The organism is Streptomyces sp. NPDC102441 (genome assembly GCF_044765585.1).
Taxonomy (GTDB): Bacteria; Actinomycetota; Actinomycetes; order Streptomycetales; family Streptomycetaceae; genus Streptomyces.
Map to the genome: position 1 here is coordinate 1 of NZ_JBIWKH010000030.1, position 18958 is coordinate 18958.

General features: G+C 66.6%; 9 protein-coding genes. 4 read left to right on the forward strand and 5 right to left on the reverse strand.

Going from position 1 to position 18958, the window contains the following annotated elements; genetic code table 11:
* The first annotated feature begins 408 nt into the window (after positions 1-408).
* The 4 genes from ACIREO_RS39265 (at position 409) to ACIREO_RS39280 (ending at position 3692) form a co-directional block, all read left to right on the forward strand.
* Positions 409-795 (forward strand): hypothetical protein, encoded by a 387-nt coding sequence (locus tag ACIREO_RS39265; protein WP_404119781.1) that lies wholly within the window; start codon positions 409-411, stop codon positions 793-795.
* A 31-nt stretch (positions 796-826) separates the two neighbouring features.
* The gene (locus tag ACIREO_RS39270; RefSeq protein ID WP_404119783.1) at positions 827-991 is read left to right on the forward strand and encodes a hypothetical protein; all 165 of its coding nucleotides are present in this window, start codon (positions 827-829) and stop codon (positions 989-991) included.
* Positions 992-1092: 101 nt separating this feature from the next.
* Positions 1093-2265 (forward strand): YcaO-like family protein, encoded by a 1173-nt coding sequence (locus ACIREO_RS39275; RefSeq protein WP_404119786.1) that lies wholly within the window; start codon positions 1093-1095, stop codon positions 2263-2265.
* Positions 2262-3692: a TfuA-like protein gene (locus ACIREO_RS39280; protein WP_404119788.1), complete on the forward strand. Its 1431-nt coding sequence runs from the start codon at positions 2262-2264 to the stop codon at positions 3690-3692. Before ACIREO_RS39275 ends, ACIREO_RS39280 begins: the two co-directional genes overlap by 4 nt.
* Here the strand turns inward: ACIREO_RS39280 and ACIREO_RS39285 are convergent.
* The 5 genes from ACIREO_RS39285 to ACIREO_RS39305 all read right to left on the reverse strand — a co-directional run bounded on the left by ACIREO_RS39285 (position 3577) and on the right by ACIREO_RS39305 (position 18870).
* On the reverse strand, positions 3577-4905 hold the full coding sequence (locus ACIREO_RS39285; RefSeq protein WP_404119790.1) for an MFS transporter: 1329 nt from the start codon (positions 4903-4905) through the stop codon (positions 3577-3579). The two genes, ACIREO_RS39280 and ACIREO_RS39285, sit on opposite strands and share 116 nt — an antisense overlap.
* A gap of 207 nt (positions 4906-5112) precedes the next feature.
* Positions 5113-5388 (reverse strand): hypothetical protein, encoded by a 276-nt coding sequence (locus tag ACIREO_RS39290; RefSeq protein ID WP_404119794.1) that lies wholly within the window; start codon positions 5386-5388, stop codon positions 5113-5115.
* Positions 5389-6118: 730 nt separating this feature from the next.
* A complete protein-coding gene (locus tag ACIREO_RS39295; protein WP_404119796.1) occupies positions 6119-12772 on the reverse strand; it encodes an RHS repeat-associated core domain-containing protein in 6654 nt (2217 codons plus the stop codon).
* A gap of 67 nt (positions 12773-12839) precedes the next feature.
* Positions 12840-16379, reverse strand: coding sequence for a LamG-like jellyroll fold domain-containing protein (locus ACIREO_RS39300; protein WP_404119799.1), 3540 nt, complete (start codon positions 16377-16379; stop codon positions 12840-12842).
* Positions 16380-17403: 1024 nt separating this feature from the next.
* The gene (locus tag ACIREO_RS39305) at positions 17404-18870 is read right to left on the reverse strand and encodes a UvrD-helicase domain-containing protein (RefSeq protein WP_404119875.1); all 1467 of its coding nucleotides are present in this window, start codon (positions 18868-18870) and stop codon (positions 17404-17406) included.
* Positions 18871-18958: the final 88 nt, after the last annotated feature.

An 18958-nucleotide genomic window follows, 5' to 3' on the forward strand; every position in this document is an offset into this window, starting at 1 on the left:
CCGCTTCGCTCTTCCTCCGGAAGCGAATACTCGCTTCGCTCGTTTCGGGCGTCCCCGCCCGAAAACCGGAAAGCCGCCTCCGGCGTCTTTCCGGGCGCCCCTCCGGGGCTTTTTCCTTTCGTCCTCCGGACTGAAAAGGAAATACGTGCCTCCGGCACGTGGGTTTACGTGATGGGGTCTCATTTTTCCTCTCTTCAGATGTTGTTGGGGTTTTCTCTGTGGGCATTCCATGCCCACGGTAGGCCATTCCATGGCCTACCGGTTGAGTGTTTGTCAGACATGTTTTAGCTGGGGTGTTGGTGCCTTCCAGGCATCAAGAAACCCCTGTGCGGGGTCTTCTTGGTCTGGTGGCTGAGGTCACGGCGGTGCAGGGTCCACACCGGCGGAAACGCGCTCAGCCGGCTGGCCATGTGCAAGGGCCTCGCGGAGGTGGCGGGGGAAGCGACCGGCAGCGCCCGCATGACCCCGATCCGCTTCGGCCTGAAGTTCTACGAGCCAGGCGACTACATGCACGTCCACCGGGACGACGGGAAGTGCTCGATCACCTTCTCGTGCGGCCTGACCCCCGGCCTCGCCTCAATGGGTTGGCTGCCCCGCATGCGGTGGCTGACCACCCGGCAGGTGGCCGACCGCCTCAGCGACACTCCGTACCCGGACGGCGGCGAGACCTTCCCGGTCCGCCACCGCGTCCTCACCGGATTCGACGGAAGCCGAATCCCTCACTGGCGTACCCCCCTCGACTCCCAGTCGCGCGAGGTGCTGATCACCATCTGCTTCACCGACCTCTCGGTGTAGCAGCGTCCTTCCCGATCAAGGAGGAACGACCATGTCCCAGCAGATCTCTTCCGCCGCGACGCAGGCCGTGGACCCGGCCGACTTCGTGGCCGAACTGCACGCCGAGGGCAACATGCCGCAGAACTCCGGCGGCGACCCGGCCGTGCCCGACTCCGCCTTCCCCGACACCCACACCTACCCGCTGCCGTCCGCCTGACGGCGCCATAGGCGGTAGCCGAGCCCCGCCCGGCCGTCGGGCACCCTCCATGACCTGGGTGCCCGACGGCCGGGCTTCGGCATCTGCGAAGGGAAGAACCCATGCACAAGGCATATTTCGAAGGCACCCACCGCACCCGGCACCCCGATCAGACCTGGGAGGCGACCCGGCCGCTACTGATGGCATACGGCATCACCCGCGTCGCCGACGTCACCGGCCTGGACGATCTCGGGATCCCGGTGGCCATGGCCGTACGCCCCCTGACCCGCACTCTGTCCGTCGCCCAGGGCAAAGGCGCGACCCTGGCCGCTGCCCGGGTCTCAGCAGCCATGGAAGCGATTGAGGTGTGGCACGGCGAGCGGGCCGTCCCGACCGCCGAAGTGCGGGCCCCGGCCGACAGCCTGGACCTGCCGTATCCGGTGACCGCCCTGGAGAGCCATCCCGGCTCTCTGGTCACCGGCCGGACGGTTATGAACTGGATCACCGCACGTTCGACGCCGGACCGCGAACCCGTACTCGTGCCGGCGGCGTGCGTGCAGCTGGGCCGAGAAGCCCACGACCGGTGGCGCCTGCACCTGCCCAGCGCGTCCACGAACGGTCTCGCCTCCGGGAACACCCGCGCCGAGGCCGTCGTCCATGCGCTGGCCGAGCTGATCGAGCGGGACACGATCAGCGCTCTCGCCGACCGGCCGGGCCGCGGCCAGCTCGTCGACCCCGACCCCGACAGCGTCGAGGACGAGCATTGTGCAGGGTTGATCGGCCGGTTGCAGGCGGCCGGGGCCTGGCTGGAACTGTGGCACCTGCCCAACCGGTTCGGGGTGCCGGTCATGAGCTGCTACCTGTGGCGCGAGGACCAGCCAGCCCTGCTGGTCTCCGGCTCGGGGGCTCATCTGGACCCCCACGTGGCACTGTCCCGGGCGATCACGGAGGCGGCTCAGTCCCGGCTGACCCAGATCACCGGCAGTCGGGAGGACATCCATCCGGCCGCGTACCGGGCCGCCGTGCAACGCAGCCCCCAACCCGCCGGGGGCCCCGGCGTCAGCTGGGCTGAGGTCGCTGCTCAGTACACCACCGGGTTCGCCACGGACGACGGTGAGGCCGAGCACCTGGCCGCCCGCATCGAGGCCGTCACCGGCCATCACCCGCTCGTGGTGGACCTCACCCACGGGCCCTACCAGCGGCGCGAGTTCGCCGTCGTCAAGGTGCTGGCCCCGACCCTGCGCTACGACGCCCGCCATGTCATCCCCCGACCGACCCAGGAGGCTGCCGCATGACCGTTCATGTCTTCTCCGGCCCCACCGTGCCCGCCGCACGGGTCCGCGAAATCCTCCCCGACGCGGTGACGCACCCTCCGGTCCGGCACGGAGACTTGATGCGGCTCGGTGCCGGCTGGGGCGACACCGTGCTGATCATTGATGGGCTCTGGCACCAGAGTGCGCCGGTGCGGCACAAGGAGATCCTGGCGCTGCTGGCCGAAGGCGTCACCATGGTCGGCGCCGCCAGCATGGGAGCTCTGCGGGCCGCGGAGCTCGCCCCTTACGGGATGGTCGGCGTCGGGCGCATCTTCGCGGACTTCCGCAGCGGCGCCCTGGACGCCGACGACGAAGTCGCCGTGCTGCACACCGAGGACGGGCGCCCGCTGTCCGAAGCCCTGGTGAACCTGCGGGCCGCCCTGACCCGGGCCGCCGCCGATGGAGAGTTGGACGACACCGAAACCGACCGGCTCGCCGACCTGGCCCGCTCCCTCCCCTACACGTCCCGGTCCTGGACCGCGCTGGGCCGTCTCGCGGCCGGGCAGGGGCTGGGGCCCGCGTTCAGCCGGGCGGATTCCTGGCGCCGCACGCATCCCTGCGACGCCAAACGGGAGGACGCCGAGCAGGCTCTCGCCCTGGTGGCCGCCGGCCTACCCCCAGCCCCCGGCGCCGGGGCGTGGGCGGGCGAGCCGTGGCAGACCAGTTTCGTCCGGTACTGGCAGGCAGCCTGCCTGCCGGGCGCGGTGGCGTGCGGGCAGCCCGTGAGCTTCCTCGCCCTCCTGCACCACCAGCAGCTGTACGACCCGGGGTTCCCGGACCGGTGGCGGGCGCGGGTCCTGGCCGCCCTTGCGCATGAGGCGTGCGACGGCGTATGCCGCCCGGTGCGCTCCGCGGCGGTGGAACGGTCTGCCCTGCGGCGCGCTGCTGCGGCAGGCGTGGAGGTGGCCGGTATGTCCGGCGACCAGCTCGCCCATTGGCTCACCGAGGAGGAGATGAGCGAGCTTGCGCCCGGAGAAGCACTGGTGCGGGTCATCGTCCGCTCCGCCCGCTTGGACGGGGCCTGGACGGTGTGGCCCGCGGCGGTGGCCGAAGCGGGTGACCTGCTCGGCTCCGTTCCTGTGGCGGCCGAGGCGGTGGCCGCCGCGTTCGCTCTCAACGCCGAGATCGAGGCGGCCGACCCGCACCACACGACCGCCCACTTGAGCGCATCGCCTCTCATCTCGTCCAGAGGTGGGGGCTCCCCGAGGACTGCAGTCGGTCCGTGCTTGATGCGGCGGCCCGGGACCGGGCGTTCCGGGATTTCGCCGGTGCCGTCGAGGTGGCCCGGGTCTTCTACCTCTCCGCCCGTGCCGTGGCCGCGACCCCGACGGCGTTCTTGGCCGGTGTGGGGGCGAGGCAGAGCCCCCGGACCTGAGCGATGGCCAGCGGCACAACGGCGGCGGCCATGATGATCAGGGCGCCGGTCGCCAGGGTCGTGCGGAGCCCGAATAGCTGGGAGGCGGGACCAGCCAGGAGATAGCCGAAGGGCACGGGCAGGATCTGCCCGAGCGTCGAGTAGGACAGGGTCCGGCCCAGCCGGTCCGCCGGAATCCTCTCCTGCACCAGCGACGCCCACACGGTCATGCTGACTGCCAGCCCTGTGCCCGCCAGCCCCGTCGCGGCCACGAGCACGGGCAGCGGCACGGTCGCCGCCATCGCCGCCAGCGGCACCGCCATCGAGCCGGTGCCCGCGCAGACGACGACTCCGACCTGGCGCGGCTTCCACATCAGGGCGAGCGCCGCTCCGACCACCAGTCCGGCGGTGAAGCCGGACACCACCACACCCCACGGGGCGGCGCCGCCGAGAACCTGCTTTCCGTACACCGGGCCGAGCAGCTGGTAGCCGACCAGCCACACGGGAACGATCACGGCGGCCTGGCAGACCATCACCCAGAGCCAGCGACGGGAGCGGAAGTCATCCCACCCCTCACGCAGATCGACGGTGAACCCGGTCCGGACCTTCACGGTCTTGCCCCTGAGACTGATCCGGGAGAAGAGAAGGGCCGAGGCTGCGAACGTCAGCGCGTCCCACCCGAGCGCCCAGCCAGGGCCGACCACGGCGACCAGGACGCCGCCCAGGGCCGGCCCTGCCACCTTCACCGTATTCTGGCCGATCTTCAGCAGAGCGTTGGCCGCGTGCCGCAGCTCGGCCGGGACCACCTCCACAACAATGCCCCCGGCCGCCGGGGTGAAGAAGGCCCCCGCGGCCCCACAGACGGCCGACATTGCTACCAGATGCCAGACCCGGGCCGTGCCCGAGACCAGCAACAGCACCGCCACCGCCTCCGCGACGGCACAGATAACGTTGGACCACACCATGACCCGAGCCCGGGGCAGCCTGTCCGCGACGACCCCACCGACGAGCAGCAGCAGGATCTGGGGCACGACGCTCGCCGCGAGGACCGCACCCAGCGCACCCGGCCCGCCACCGATCTTCAGAACCGCGAAGGCAAGACCGATAGGCGCCACGGCCGAGCCGGTCCAGGAGAGCAGACGGGCGGTGAAGTGCAGCCGGTACGGCCTGATGGCCAGCGGAGCGCCTGCCTCCCGGGCCCGGGCCGCCCAGCCGATACGTGGAATGGGCCCCGCTGGATTCCGGTCGTGCAGTCGCGCCTTACGCAAGATCCAACTCCACCAGAAGAACACGAAATCCCGGCAGCGAGACGCCACCGGGAAGGTCGCCCCGACTCTAGAACAACCCGAAGATCGTCTGTGTCAGACGCACCAACCATCACCCGGCAGAGCCGCCCCGCCGATTCACAGACCGGAGCACGCGACGACTTCACCGCGGTGTGCGGCAGAAAGCCACGATGCGGATCTGGGTCATGCTCAGGTCTCGCCGAACGGCGGAACATCGGCTTCGTCCACGCCCAGGCGGAGCCGTTCGTAGCGCAGCGGGTGGCGCCACACCCCGTGATCCTGTGACACGTCGACACTGATCTCCGCAACGAGGGCGGGGGCGACCAAGTCCGGCTCCAGTGGGGTGCGGCTGTTCCAGGACGCGGTGAAGCGCGCACCGGTCCAGGGATGGTCCGGGCCAGCTGCGGTGAGGTGGTCGGCGACGTCGCGGGCCGGGCCGGGTTTCAGCGGGGTGGTTTTGCCCACCAGCCGTAGGCGGCCGGTGGTGTCGTAGCGGCCCAGCAGCAGAACCTGGGGGCGTTGCAGGGAGCCCGTGACGCCGCCGACGAACGCTTCGGTGGAGTCCCTGCAGCTACCTTGGACCAGCCGCGCACGCCCGGCCGGTACCGGCCCGTCAGACTCTTGACCACGACACCTTCGACGCCGGTGACGTCGGTCCACTCGCGCAGCCACTCCCCCGCTACCGCAGGGTCCGTGCCCCGGAAGCACGTTGTCATTGTGCCGCGGTCGGATGACATCCGACCGCGGCACAATGACAGCATAATCGCTACAGTGGCTCTTTACTCTGCCGCCAACGCGATCACTTCCCCAAAGCGCTCAAGGGCATCCGCAACAAAATCCTCGCCGCCGAAACCGGGAATTTTGACAATCCACCAGTCAGCATCGGCCGGCCGGACAGTCGGCCCTGACTCCACGAGGCTCTTGAACCGGAGATCGATTACATCGAGCTCGCCCGCAAACCATGTAGCAGGTGCCGAACATCCTGAAAACCGGGGATCTGTAATGACCACCTGTAGGACCCTTCTGACAGATATGTCATTCAGGTACTCAGAATAGTCAAATTCGTAGCCGTCTTGACACTCGTCAACGAACGAGGACCAAGAATCCAGCAATTCCCCAGGAGAAAGGGCCTGCCTGCGTCCAAGACGCAGACATGCCTCAGCCGCGATGAGTGCGAGGTCGGGAGCGTTCGGCGTCACTTGAATTGCTCAAAGAAATACGTCACGGCGTCTCCTTCCGGCCTGAAGTAGGTCGATATCGTACCAGACGAGTTCATGTATCCGAAGTGTCCTGAATTTGGATTGACGCGGAACATTCCCCCACTTGAGCTCGGAAGCGAAATGGAGCCTTCCGGACCATTCCCGGACATGAAGCTTCGAGCGGATTCTATGTACCGCTCCCTCCCGCCGGGCCCCTTGAATTCAGGCATGTCAATTCCATTGGCATTCACCTTGATCTTTCCTTTGTATTTACCGATTACGCCGAGGACATGCTTGGAGTAGTGCCGTACGGCAGATCCATTCGAGTTAAAATCTGCCCGCAAAGCAAGTTCAGCCCCGGGCGCGCTTTTGCTTTCGGCTTTTGCTGCAGCGGCTGCAACTGCGCCAGACCCTACGACCGCGCTTCCGCCGGACGCGCCGCCGGTCGCCATTTCTGCGATCTCCGCAGCGCACACCGGTGCGGTGGCCAGGCAACCCGACCACAGGGCTGCAGCGACGGGTGCGACGGCAACTGCCAGTCCCACAGCCGTCACGACGCCTAGGACAACTTTCTGCCAGGTCGCGAGCTTTCCTCTGTCTGGCAGGTCGTTGGCAGTCGGGCTGTAATTGGGGTTGGTTCCCATAGCCCAGCAGGCATTGCAGTAGCCGTCGTTGTTCTTCGGTTTGGGGTCGGGCCCCTTCTTGTAGACGATCTTCGCGGAGGTGGCGCCGACGGTCTGAGTGACCGTGGCGGTCATGGTTCCGCTACCGAGGGAGCCGTTGCTCTTCTTGTAGGTGAACTTTTGGGTGTAGGTCTTTGTGTACTTCCAGCTCCACCCGCCGTTGCTCTTCTTTGTGAAGGTTTCGGTGCCGCCGTTGCAGGAGCTTGAGGAGCCGCCGCACATGCCGTCGGGTCGGAGCCCGGTGGGGTCGGACAGAGTGACGGGGGTGTTGTTGGCGTATGCGTAGCCGTTGAGGGACTCGTGGTCTTCGGGGGCGAGGATGGGGTCGACGGAGAGGAAGCGTCCGCTGGCGGGGTCGTATTCGCGGGCGCCCACGTGGGTGAGTCCGGTGTCGGTGTCGGTTGGTTTTCCGAGAAAGCCCTTGTCATCGGGCCAGGCTGGGGTTGCTGTGCCGCGTGCGTCGCCGAAGGGCTTGCTATAGCGGCGGGAGATTGCCTGGGTGGTTGCGTCAACGGACATCGACGCGGTGCCGTGGTGGTCGTCGACCATCCAGGACAGGCCGGCCTCGGTACGAACGGCGGTGGCGTCACCAGTTGAGTAGTAGCGCTGGGCGGTGAACTTCTTGGTGGCCGTGTCGTAGTGAAGTTCCTGGTCGCCTAGGTAGAGAACGGTTTTGACAGGACCGCGGCGGATTAGGAGCTCGCCGGCTGCGTCGTAGAGGTAGTCGGTGCTCTTGGTGCCTTCGGTGAGGCGGGCAAGCTCACCTTCGATGTCCCAGACGAGGCTCTGCGCAGTTCCGGTGGGCCCGTAGCGCTTGGTGGTGTTGCCCTGCTCGTCGTAGGTGAGGGGCTTCGCGGTTGCGCCGCCCACAGCGACAGAGGTCATGGTGTGGGGCTGGCCAGCCCCGGCGGCGTTGACCGCGGGGTAGTCGTAAACGGTCTTCGTATCGCCACTGGTCTTGTGTTCGGTCTGGGTGTCACGCAGGCCGCCGGGCTTGTAGGCCCAGCTGGTCCAGTAGGGGGCCGGGCCTCCGAGGGCGGATGCCAAGCGGGCGGTCGCGCAGTCGTTGGAGGACGGGGTCCAGGCCTCGGTCAGACGGCGGTATCCGTCGTAGGCGAAGCACTGCGTGTCCTTGCTGCTTGCATTGTCAGTGATCGACTTGACGTTGCCGGAGACGTCGTAGCTGTAGTCAGCGTCCCTGGCGTGGCCGCTGTTGGTCTGGTCGGTGGTGTGAGTGTTGGTCAGTCGGCGGGTGCCGTCCTCGTAGCGGTTGAAGATCTGGAACTGCTTGGCATCGGTTGAAGTACCCAGGCGGGTCTCCTCGATCTCGCCGTACGGCGAGTAGCCGATGTTCTGGACGTAGTCGGTCATGCCGTCGGTGCCGGTGAGCATGCCCAGGCCGTTGTAACTGTTTTCGACAGTTTCGGCAGGCAGGCCAGCTACTGCGGGCATTGAGGTGGACTGCACCGTGCCGTCGATGTTGTAGACGGCAGAGGTGGTGAAGCTCTGCGGCGCGCCGGCTACGACTAGCGGGTCGGTGGCTGCGATGACGGTCTTGGTGCCCTTGGGGCGGCCGAGAGCGTCGTAGCCCGTCACGGACTGCGAGTAGATCTTGCCGGTGGTGCCGCCGACATAGCGGATCGAGGCGGTCGGCTGTCCCTTGGCCAGCGAGTCGAAGGTGAACTTGGTCAGCTGGTGGGTGTTGTCTTTCACCCCGTCCCATGTTCCGGTCGTGCGGCCGAGCTCGTCGTAGTCGGTGATCAGGGTGCGGGAGGCGCCGTTGAGGGTCGTGGTGACGGTCAGCGGCTGGTCGGCGTCGTTGTAGGTGGTGTCGACACGTCCCTTGTCGGGATCTGTGGAGGTGATCTTGCGGCCGCGCAGGTCGTAGCCGTTCGTCCAGGCCGCCCCGTCCGGCCCTGTCATCTTCTTGAGCTGGCCCCCGGGGGTGTACTCGTACAGGGTGCGGGTGTAGTTACTGCCGGTCGGTACGGGGCCGCCGTATTCACGGCGTTCAGTGGTCCTGCCGCGGGCGTCGGCGATCGTCAGGATGCCGGTGCCGCCTTCGGCGGCAGTGACCGCAGTGCGATCGCCTTGGTCGTCGGTCTCGGTGCGCCATTTCTCCTGGTCGTAGACTCGGAAGATTGATTCGGTGGCCCGGCCGACGGCGTCGAAGACAGTCTCGGTGGAGGCCGGAACGGAGCCGGGGAAGGTGTTGGCCAGGGTGCCGGTGGGTGCGTTGTCGTCGTGGACCTGCGCGTTGGTGATGTAGGCAAGGCCGCGGTCGTCGTAGAGCGTTTCTGAGATCACCCGGCCGCCGTTCGGCGCGGGGACCTGTGTCTGGCGGGAACGCAGCAGGCTGTCGAGGATTTCGTAGGCGCTGTTGTAGGTCTTTCCGTCGGCCTTGAGGGTGCCGGTGCGGACCCAGGTCTCCTTGTTGTTGTTGACGCTGTAGTCGTAGACGATGCTGGCGGCGTCGTCGAGCGTGCGGGAGCGGTCCGGCTTCCAGACCGACTTCAGGCGGCCGAGCGCGTCGAAGGACCACTCGGTGATGTTGCCGTTGGCATCGGTCGTCTTGGTGGCCGTGCCCCAGGCTGGGTCCACCTGGGTGGTGGAGGTGTAGAGCTTGGGGTCGGTGGTGGTCTTGGAGGTCAGCGGGCCGTAGCCGGTGTCATCCGGGACATAGGTGGTCCTGATGGTGCGCTGGAGGGCGTTGGTTTCGGTGAGTGGGCGGCCCAGCTTGTCGTAAGTGGAGCTGGAGACCTGCTGGTAGACGGGCTTCTTGTCGAGTTCGCCGTAGCTCGCAACCCGGTAGGAGGCAGTGCTTTCACCCGTTGTGGGCACTGCCCCGACCGCTTGGTCGTCGTAGGCCAGGGTGATGTCGGAGAGGACGTCGTCGGGGATCGACGGGGTGGTTGCACAGGAGACCGAGTAAGTCTCGGTGCGTGAGACTGCGTCCACCAGCCAGGCGGAAGTGTTGCGGACGTAGGTGGTACGCATGCAAGACTCGTCGCCGGTCTTGGCTATGTCCCCGGTGTCCTCCACAGTGATCGGCATGCCGTATGTGGTGTCGTAGGTGGTCTTCTGCTTGACCGTGCGGGTGCCGGTAGAGGTCTTGGTGCGGGTCGTGGTCTCGCCGGCCTGGACGATCCACGCCTCGGTAGTACCCCAGCTGTACGTGTGACTGCCGGTTTTGTGGGACCAGGGAGTGTTAATGGTGCCGCTTACTTCTTCGGCACCGTTGTAGGCGATGGTCTCGCGGACGAAGCTGGCGTACTGGCGGGAGTCGTCAATGGCGGTGCCGGTGGAGTCGGTGACCTTCTCCACTCGGGCGGTGCCGTCGAGTTCCTTCTCTCCGTTCAGGCCCCGCATGTAGAGCGTGGACTTCTTGGAGCGCGGACCCTCAGAGTCGCCAGAGGTCTCCACGACCTTGCCGTAGCCGCGCCACTGTGACCAGGTGCGGTTGGATGCCTTGGTCAGGCCCTCGTCGTCGGCGTAGGCCCAGCCGCCGCCGCCCTGGTAGTCGTAGTACGTCTCGCCTGTATCGCCGTGCCCGTAGGGGTCGTCCTGGAAGACGGAGGTGACCACGTACTTATGGAACCAGTCGGTGACCGGGGTCGCCCCAGACTGGGACCACTTGACCGGGTAGCAGCGGCGGGTGTTCTTGTCTACGTTCGCCGGCATGCTCGAGCCCCAGATGCAGTCGGGGTCGGAGTAGTTGGCGGTGATGGTCGAGCCGGTCTCGGACTTGATGGTGCGCACGCGCCACTTGATGTAGCGCAGGGTGTCCGGGCCGCTGCCCTCGACGTGGTTGGGCATTTGGATGCCGCCGAAGACGACGGGCGGCATTGCGGCGGTGGTGGTGTTGGCCTTGCCGGTGTTCTGGATTGACTTCAGCCACAGGCTTGCCGAGGAGGCGTCACCGGTGTCGGGGAAGTCCTGCTCGAGGTGCCAGGTGTCCACGTCCCGTTGGGTGGTGCCGGTGCCGGTCCATACCGAGGTGGTGACATCGGTCAGGCGTTTCCTGGTGAAGAAGGCCGGGCCGATCTGGGTGGTGCACTTGGTGCCGGACGCGCAGATCATGTCGTAGGGCACGTCGGGCCAGTTGGCCTTGGTGGCCGCAGTCAGGCTGGTGCAGCCACCCGAGACGATGCAGCGTTCGGCGTAGGTGAAGGAGACCTGCTGGGCGGCGGGACTGCTGTAGATCAGGTCGCTGCGCTGGCCGTAGTCGATGTGGTCGAGGTAGCCGCCGCGGGTGTAGGCGGTGCCGTTGACGGTGGTGTCAGCGTTCTTGGAGTAGTAGTTCGTCTCCCGGCCGTACCAGTAGGTGGAGGCGTTGCCGTGGGTGTCCTCGACGTAGTCGAGGTTCCAGCGCCATGCCTGGCTGCAGGAGGAGTCAGCGAAGCCGCTGGACTTGTAGCAGGGCTCGCCGGAGTCGTCACCGAAGACCGGGGCGGACCAGACCGAGTTAGTGACAGGGTCGTCGGCGGCGGTGCCGTTGTCGCTCCAGCCGGGCATCCGGTGCTTGCCGAAGAAGTACTGGGTGCCGGATGCGTCCGTGACCTTCCAGTACTCGGTGTTGTTGTCGCCGTTGGCGGTGGCGCCGGTCAGGTGCTGGACGCGGGTGCCGTCCTCGTTCTTCGTCTTCCACGAGCCGCCCGACGCCTCCGAGAGGGCGGCGCTGTCACAGGCCGCCTTGTCGGCGCAGGTGTTGACCAGCTCGACGGCCTTGCCGTTGAGGACCAAGGTCGAGTTGCCGTATTTCCAGCACAGGTCGCCCTTGCCGGACTGGCCGTCTTCCTTACAGGAACCGTACTTGCGCTCGATGTAGGACTCGGTGATCGAGAAGCCCTCGCCGATCACCGAGGTCTGGTTGTTCTCCCCGGCCGTGCGACCGTCCACCGAGGCAGAATTGTAAGAGATGGACAGGTTCGGGGCCGGGCCGGCCGTCGCCGGGGGAACCCGCAGCGGGTAGTTCCAGGTGAAGTCACCCGTGCTGCCACCGGCCTCCCAGGTCGCGGTCGGCGAGAGCGGGGTGGCGCTATAGTCGCCCCCGCCACCTGAGCTGTCGGCCGTTGCCGCCAGCAGCACTGATGTGCCGGCTGCGAGGGTGCGGGCGGAGACCGTGCCTGTCAGGGTCTGTGATTGCGCGTCGTTGTCCGCGCCTGCTACCGGGCTCTGAGCACGGCAGGACTCCTTCTCCGGGGTGGTCAGCGCACACGCCGGGAGCGTCACCAGGCTAAGACGGGGGCCGAAGTTGCCGCCGTAGACGTCGCTGAAGGAGGAGTAGTCCAGTGAGACCCGGAGCTTGTCGGTATCACCGGCGTTGTCCCCGGGAGCTGCTCCTGACGGGTCGACGGTGAGCAGGACGCCGTTGACGCCCGCTTTCTGTGCGGCCGACTGGGAGTGAACGCTGAGCGCCACCTTTTCGGCCGGTCCGGTAGCCTTCGCGTTCGCCTTACTCCGTGCCAGCTTGGATGTTGGGGCAGCGGACTCCTGAGCCAGCTCCACGCCGAGTCCACCGACGGCAACAACGGCTTCGCCAGAAGCCGCGACCTCGGCAGTGGCCTTGCCGGCCTCTGGCCACGCGGCTCCCTTCAGCCGCTCTCGGGTCTTTTGGGCAGCGGGGGCCGCTTTGTCCTTCGGGGCCTTGGAGGTGCCGGGCTTGAGCACACCCACTTTGTCGATCTTGGCGTCGGGCCGGTCCTCCAATTGCTTCAGGGCGGCTGCGGACTGGGCCTGGGCCTGGGCTGCGAAGTCGTAACCCGCGGGCACCACGACTTGCGGAAGAAGGCAGAGGGAGATGACGAGCCCGCCACGGCCGAGCCAGCGGCGTATGGCCGCCCCTGGCACGCGTCTGCGGAAGGGTGATGAAGACACGGTGATGTCCCGGTTCTCGGAATTTGGCAGGGAGCGTTCGGGCAGCAGCGTCGGTACCCGGACCGCTAGATCTCGGTAGCGCGCGTCCATGGAGACGCATAGGTGTTCCCGAGCAGTACGGCAGGGCGGTTAAGCGAACCCGCCCTGCCGTTCGGCTCTACTGCTGTTCGGCGTTGTACCGGTTGGCGATAGTGTCGGTGGAGGTGGCTCCGGCCCACACGCGAACGCTGTCGATCTTTCCGGGGTAGTAGCGCGCGGCGGCGCCATTGACCTTCGCCCGGCCGATCTCGAATGCCCCGCCCCCTTGCCAGGGGGCTGAGTACGGAACGCCGTCTTCGTCGCCCATCAGGGCGCTGTCGACATAAAGCTTGAGCGCGCCGAGCTTGGAGGTGTCGTTGGGGTCGGCCGCCGCGTGGGCGTCGTGGACGACCGTCAGCATGACTGGGACGCCCAGCTGCGCCGTGGTGAACGCGGTGGACGCGCTCTTGGTCCAGGCTGCCCCGGTGCCGTCCTTGTCGGGTCGGCCGAACGTCCACCGTCCCTGAGTGCTGCCGGCAGGCTGCTCATACCAGACGCCCCAGGAGGACTGGCTCGTCCCTGACTGGCCGAATACCTGTACCGCGTAGGACTTGGTGGTGTCAGCGAGCTTGGCGGGATCCAGCGTCACCCAGGCAGTCGCAGTGAACGAACCGGCATCGTCGACCACCGGCCCGGTGGCGGTGGCGTACGAGCTGCTGCCGTTGAGGGTCATCGTCTGTGTGGTCGTGACTTCTTCGCCGAGCTCCGGGTCACCTGTGGTGATCTTGGTGAGCGCGGCTCCGTTGAGGGTGAGGTCCCGGCCGAAGCCGCTGGTGTCCTTGACCGTGGTACCGGTCGCGTTGGCGATGTCTGCGGCGTCCCACTTGGCAACAAGTGCCGGGACAGGGTCCCCTGCGGTGCCGTCGCTGAGGTCCTCATCTTCCAGCCAGGCATCATGGGCGATTTCGGAGTCCGCGAGTGCACGGGACCAGACCTTGACCTCGTCGATGGTTCCGGCGAAGTTCTCTATGCCCGTTGCCGAAGCCCACAGCCGGCCGACCTGCAGCCCACCGGATGCCTTCCACGGGGTCACTGTGAACGCTGCCGGTTCGCCCTGTGGGACACCGTTGACGTAGAGCTGAATGGTCTGCGTCGCCGCGTTGTAGACACCGGCAAGATGAGTCCAGGCATTCAGGACCGGAGGCTTATCTCCGATCGAGCGAGTGATCGCTGGCGCGGAGACATCCGTCTGGTGCCGGTTGAAGACCCAGGCGTTAGCGCCCGTGGAGTAGTACAACTGGAATCCGGAGGCGTTCGTGCCCGCCTGAGACATAACGGTGTAGTTGACGTCCTTCTTCTCCAGACGTGCCCACGCCGAGACGGTGAAGGACTTGGTGGTGTCCAGTACCGGCCCGGAGGTCGAAAGATAGGCGCTCGTGCCGTTGAACTTCGCCGCGCTGGAACCGCTACGCGCTCTGGCGTCCCAAGTAGCGGCCGATGAGGTCAGCGGGTGCTGGGTCGCGGTGGTTGCATCGGTAAGCCCGTTGTCCAGGTGCCAGATACCTGATGGTTTTTCGGCTCCCTTCACCAGGAAGCTGTAGTAACCGGTGAGCGAGCTGTGCGCGGCTGCGTCATAGCCCCAGACCTGGATGGTGTTCTCGCCGGCCTGGTTCGGCGTGATCGTCTGGGTGGTGGCCGTACCCTTGGCGACGGGGATCGCAGCGGAGACCGTTCCGCTGTTCAGCTTCCACTTGTAGCTGACGACATCCGACTGGATGCCAGCAGTGGTGGAGTTGGTGTCCGCGGGGGTGAAGGTGAATTTGCCCGGCGCGCCCACGCCTCCTGCCGCCGGGTCGGACTCAGCCGGCCTATAAACGCCGTCCGCGCTAGTCACCACCGGGGGCGGTGGCGAATCGGTGTCGACGCGGAAGTAGCACCAGGAAGACCACGACGAGTCCAGGACGCCGGTGGCGCCTCGGTCCGTCTTGTAATACGCCTGCGTCTTCGCCCGCATCCGGTAGTCCGTCTGCGCGGGCAGCGTACTGGACGTCGCATCGCGGATGGCATTGTCGGCCACCCAGGCTCCGCTCGGGGAAGCCGCGTACCAGGCGCGGCTGGAGCCGTCGGCCTTCCATACCTCGAACATGGCACGCAACTGGGCGTTGGAGCCGTCGGCCGACTGCACCGTGGCCAGCATCTTCGGCGTGGCATCACTGGTGGCAAAGGGCAGTGCGGAGGCGTTGCAAGCCCGCCCGGTGGTGCCCTGCTGGACACCGTACGAGGTCGGCTTGCCGGGGTAGGAAATGTAAGTAACCGACAGCTTCGCATCGTTGCGGAACCGCGCCCAGGCACCTGCGTCGGACTCGTCGTGCGCGGCCAGCGAGAAGGTGATCTGCGCCGACTTGTTCGCCGCGTGGGAGGCGAGAGTCGTCGTCAGGTTCTCGTTCGTCTCCTCGCCCACGTTGTCGCTGAAACGCACCCAGTTCGCCGGCTGAGAGGGGTCACACAGGTCTCCCCGCCCGTAGGCCACGTTCCGGTCGCCCATCAGGTCGTCCGCCGTGGGGCGGGTCGACCAGGTGGTGCTGGAGGAGATGCCCTTGTTCACGTGGCTCAGGTCATACCAGTGCGGATCGCAGGTGAATGTCCACTCCTGGTACACCTCCATCGTGGCATCCAGGATCTTCTTTCCGTGGATGGAGGAAAGCGGGTATTCGAAGTACATGCGCTGGGTGTAGGGGCTGTTGGAGCAGAGATACCCGGCGTAGTTGGAGCAGCGCCCCACCCCCTTGTCCCCCTTGAACTCCCAGAACTTGTCACCGTCCGAGGAGAGAGCTGTCCAGTCGCCCAGAGTGATGCCCTTGGTCGGCGGATCGATGTAGAGCGGGAAAACGGTGTCCGCGCCGCGGCTCAGGGCCGGGTCGGGTGTGATCTCCAGGGTCGTATCGGTGACCTTGAGCGGGAGCTCGGCCACCGCGTCACCGCTGCCAGGGCCCTCCGTAGGGACAGGCTCGCCTCCGGCAGCGGGCAGCGGGGCCGGGCTCGTTGTCTCCGGCTCGCTCTCGGTCTTTGATTCTGCTGAGGGCGCGGTAGTGCGGGAGAGTTGCGTAGTGGCTCCGGCCGGGGTGTCGCCGGCCGAGTCCCACATCCGCCCCGCCGGGCTTTCGAAGACTGGGGTGCCATTTCCGTCGCGTGCGACGAAGCCACCGTCCGCGGTCGGGGCGATGTCCAGGCTGCCCTTGGAGACGGTCATTGCGATCGTCGAGAGCGCCGGGTTCTTCGCCGCCTCCGCGGTCTTGACCACGAGCACCGAGGTGTAACCGGAGCTCAACGCGGTCAGTTTCAGATCGACGTCCGGGAGGACTCCGGCGTAGGTGGCCGTGTCGCCGTTGAGTTGGGGCTCGGGGAGCGTAGTGGGCCAACCGAACTGCAGTTTATGTCCATCGTCCTCCAGTGCGACCAGTCCGTCCCCGCGACCGCCGCCTGAGAAGGTGAGATTGGTCGTCGTGTTCTTCGCCCGCACAAAACCATCAGCCCCGCGCGCGAGGGTGGTGTCGATGGAGGCCCAGGTTCCGTCGCCGTTCCGGGCGCGCACCGGAGCCGCGTTCATCTCCTGCGTGAAGGTGCCGTCCGGGTTGGCGAAGACCTCGGACGTCTCGGTGATTGCCTTATCCACGGCCACCCGTTCGCCGGTCTCCGCCGCGAGGGCACTCGCTTCCGACTCCGGAGCCCTGTCCGCCGCTGCCGAAGCTGCCCCGTCATCAGCGAATGCCGGGGGCACCCCCACCCCGACGACCGGAACCGCACTCCCCAGGAGCGTGAGGGCTACTGCCCCACTCCGTACCGCCTGACGCCAGCTGTGCCGCCGTCTTCGCGTAAACACGCCCCACCCACCCCTTAGTTCTTCATGACAAGAATCTGTGAGGATCATGTGACGGTCGAACATGTTGGTCAATGGTGTCGTGCGTCACATTAGGCTTTTTTGCTGCAAGTCAGAGCGATTTTTCGCCCTTTGTTCTGCTCTTTCAGTCAAGTGGCAACTGCGAGCTATCCAGCCGGAGTAGCTGGAATCAGGCGAAATCCAGCCGCGTCCTATTCTGAGTTGTGATCCGCTCCCTCCGCAGTTTCGATCAACTGGGCGGTGGCCAACGGGCGGGCTGCCGCGAAGACCCACCCGGCGTGGTGGCCGTGCAGCAGCGATCGGAGTTCCTCCGAGTGCAGCTCATCGGCGACGGCGGAGGGACTCAGAGAAGGGACCAGCCTGACGGACGTGCTGCGGCCGACAGCTACTGTCGGTGCTGCGGACGGCCCCAGCGCTGCACCATCCCGTGCAGCGTGCTGAGCGACAGTCTTTAACGATGAAACAATGCGACAGCCACGGCGCCAGACCGCTACCCCTAGGTGTATTGATCACGAGCGTTGTTGAACGCCAGACACGCGTTCCCCGCCCATCGCAACAGCTGCTGCTCCTGAGCCGGGTCGTGTCCTCGGCCGTGGTGTAGCCGATCACGGTCCGTCGCTTCCGCTTTGGGACCGTCCGGTACGTGTCGCTGCCAGCCGTCGTGCGATCACCGCTGGCCCCGGTCCGGCGAGCCTCAACAGAGCCTTCGGCGAAGGTGATTCGGTCCGCGACCTGGGAATTCCCTCAGCTTGATCGGCTACACCACTCTGCGGGACTCCATTCAGCGCCCGGGGTGCGAGGCTGACTATGTGGTGGAGATTCCGTCGGGGTGAGTGTTGATCCATGACAGTCCTCCGAGGTCGAGCTGGTGGCGGGCACGGGTGACCGCGACGTAGGCGAGTCGGGCTTCGGCTTCGTCGATGGGGCCGGGGACAGGCTCACCGTTACTGTCTATCTCGTCGCTGTCGCGGGGTGGGGTGAAGTCGTCGGCGATCTTGACGCTGCCCCATTCACGGCCTTTGGCTTTGTGCGCGGTTGAGACGGTGACGTCGGCGGTGTCCTCGCTTTCGAGGCGGTTGACAGCGCTGAGGATCGCTCGGGTGCCGTGCGTGTCGACGAGGTCAACGAGTGGTTGGATGTCTCGTCCGGCAGGGTCGTTTCCTGCGTAGTCCTGCAGGTCGCCCCAGGTGGGGAAGAGTAGGAGCTCGGGGTGGGAGGTGCGTCGGCCGTCTTTGAGGTCGTTGGCCGCTCGAGCGAGTGCTCGCAGGGATTCGCCTCCCCCGGTCAGGGCTACGCGGTGTCCTGCCTCGATCAGTTGCATGACTTCGCGCATGGCGCCGACGTTGGTGCGGCACAGGATGGCGTCAGAGTACTCGGCCGGTCCGAGGCCGGTGGGAATCGTCTCGGTGCCTGTGAGGCGCAGGGGCGCGTCGGCGATGCGGAGCCAGCGGTTGGCTTCGGTAGCGAGTCTGGGGCCGAAGCGGAAGGACTTGGTCAGGGTGAGGGCTGTGCCGCGGAAGGTGGTCATGACATCGCGGGCGCCGCGCCACTGGTAAATGGCTTGGGCTGAGTCTCCGACCATGACGAGTTGGGCGTGGTCACGTTGCGCGTTGAAGATCTGTTCGACGACGGGGTTGGTGTCCTGGGCTTCGTCGAGGAGGAGGAAGTCCGCAGGAATTTTCGGTTCGGTCAGTGCCCAGATTTTGAGGTAGTGGTCGTGATCGAAGCGGACTGTGCCGGCGTCGGGGTTCTGGAGGTCAGCCCATGCCCTTTGGGCGAAGGGCATGACTTCTGCGGTCAGTTGACGGTGGCAGCCGGCATCTTCAAGGCTGCGGAGTTGAGGAACGTGGTGGTCGGCGAGGACTGGGTCCGCGGAGTGGCAGAAGCGGGTGACGGTGCGCAGGGTTGCGTAGGACAGAACGCGGGGTGAGAGGTCTCGGTCCCCGATACGGATGGTTTTTGTGATGCCGAGGTCCTGTCCGGTTCTCCAGCTGGGCTGGCGGGGCCCGTTGAGGCGGGTGCGGTAGCGGTGGCCGATCGCGGCGTAGGCGAGGGCGTGGGCGGTCTTGCAGGTGACGGTTGTGGGGAAGCTCGCGGCGGCGTCCTGGGCGATGGCCTTGTTGTAGGCGAGGTATCGGCCGGTTCGGCTGGTGCCGTGGGCAAGGAGTGCCAGGGTGCTGGTCTTGCCGGTGCCTGCTCCTGCTTGGAGGGTGAGGTGGTCGCCGGCGTGGAAGCGGTCGGCGGCGGCGGTCTGTTCGTCGGTGAGGGTCAGCACCGGGGAGGCTCCGTGGGTCAGTGGTGTGCGGTGGGCGCGGCGTGCTGGTGGGTGGGGCGCGGTGAGCTGGCCGCGCGGTGCTGTT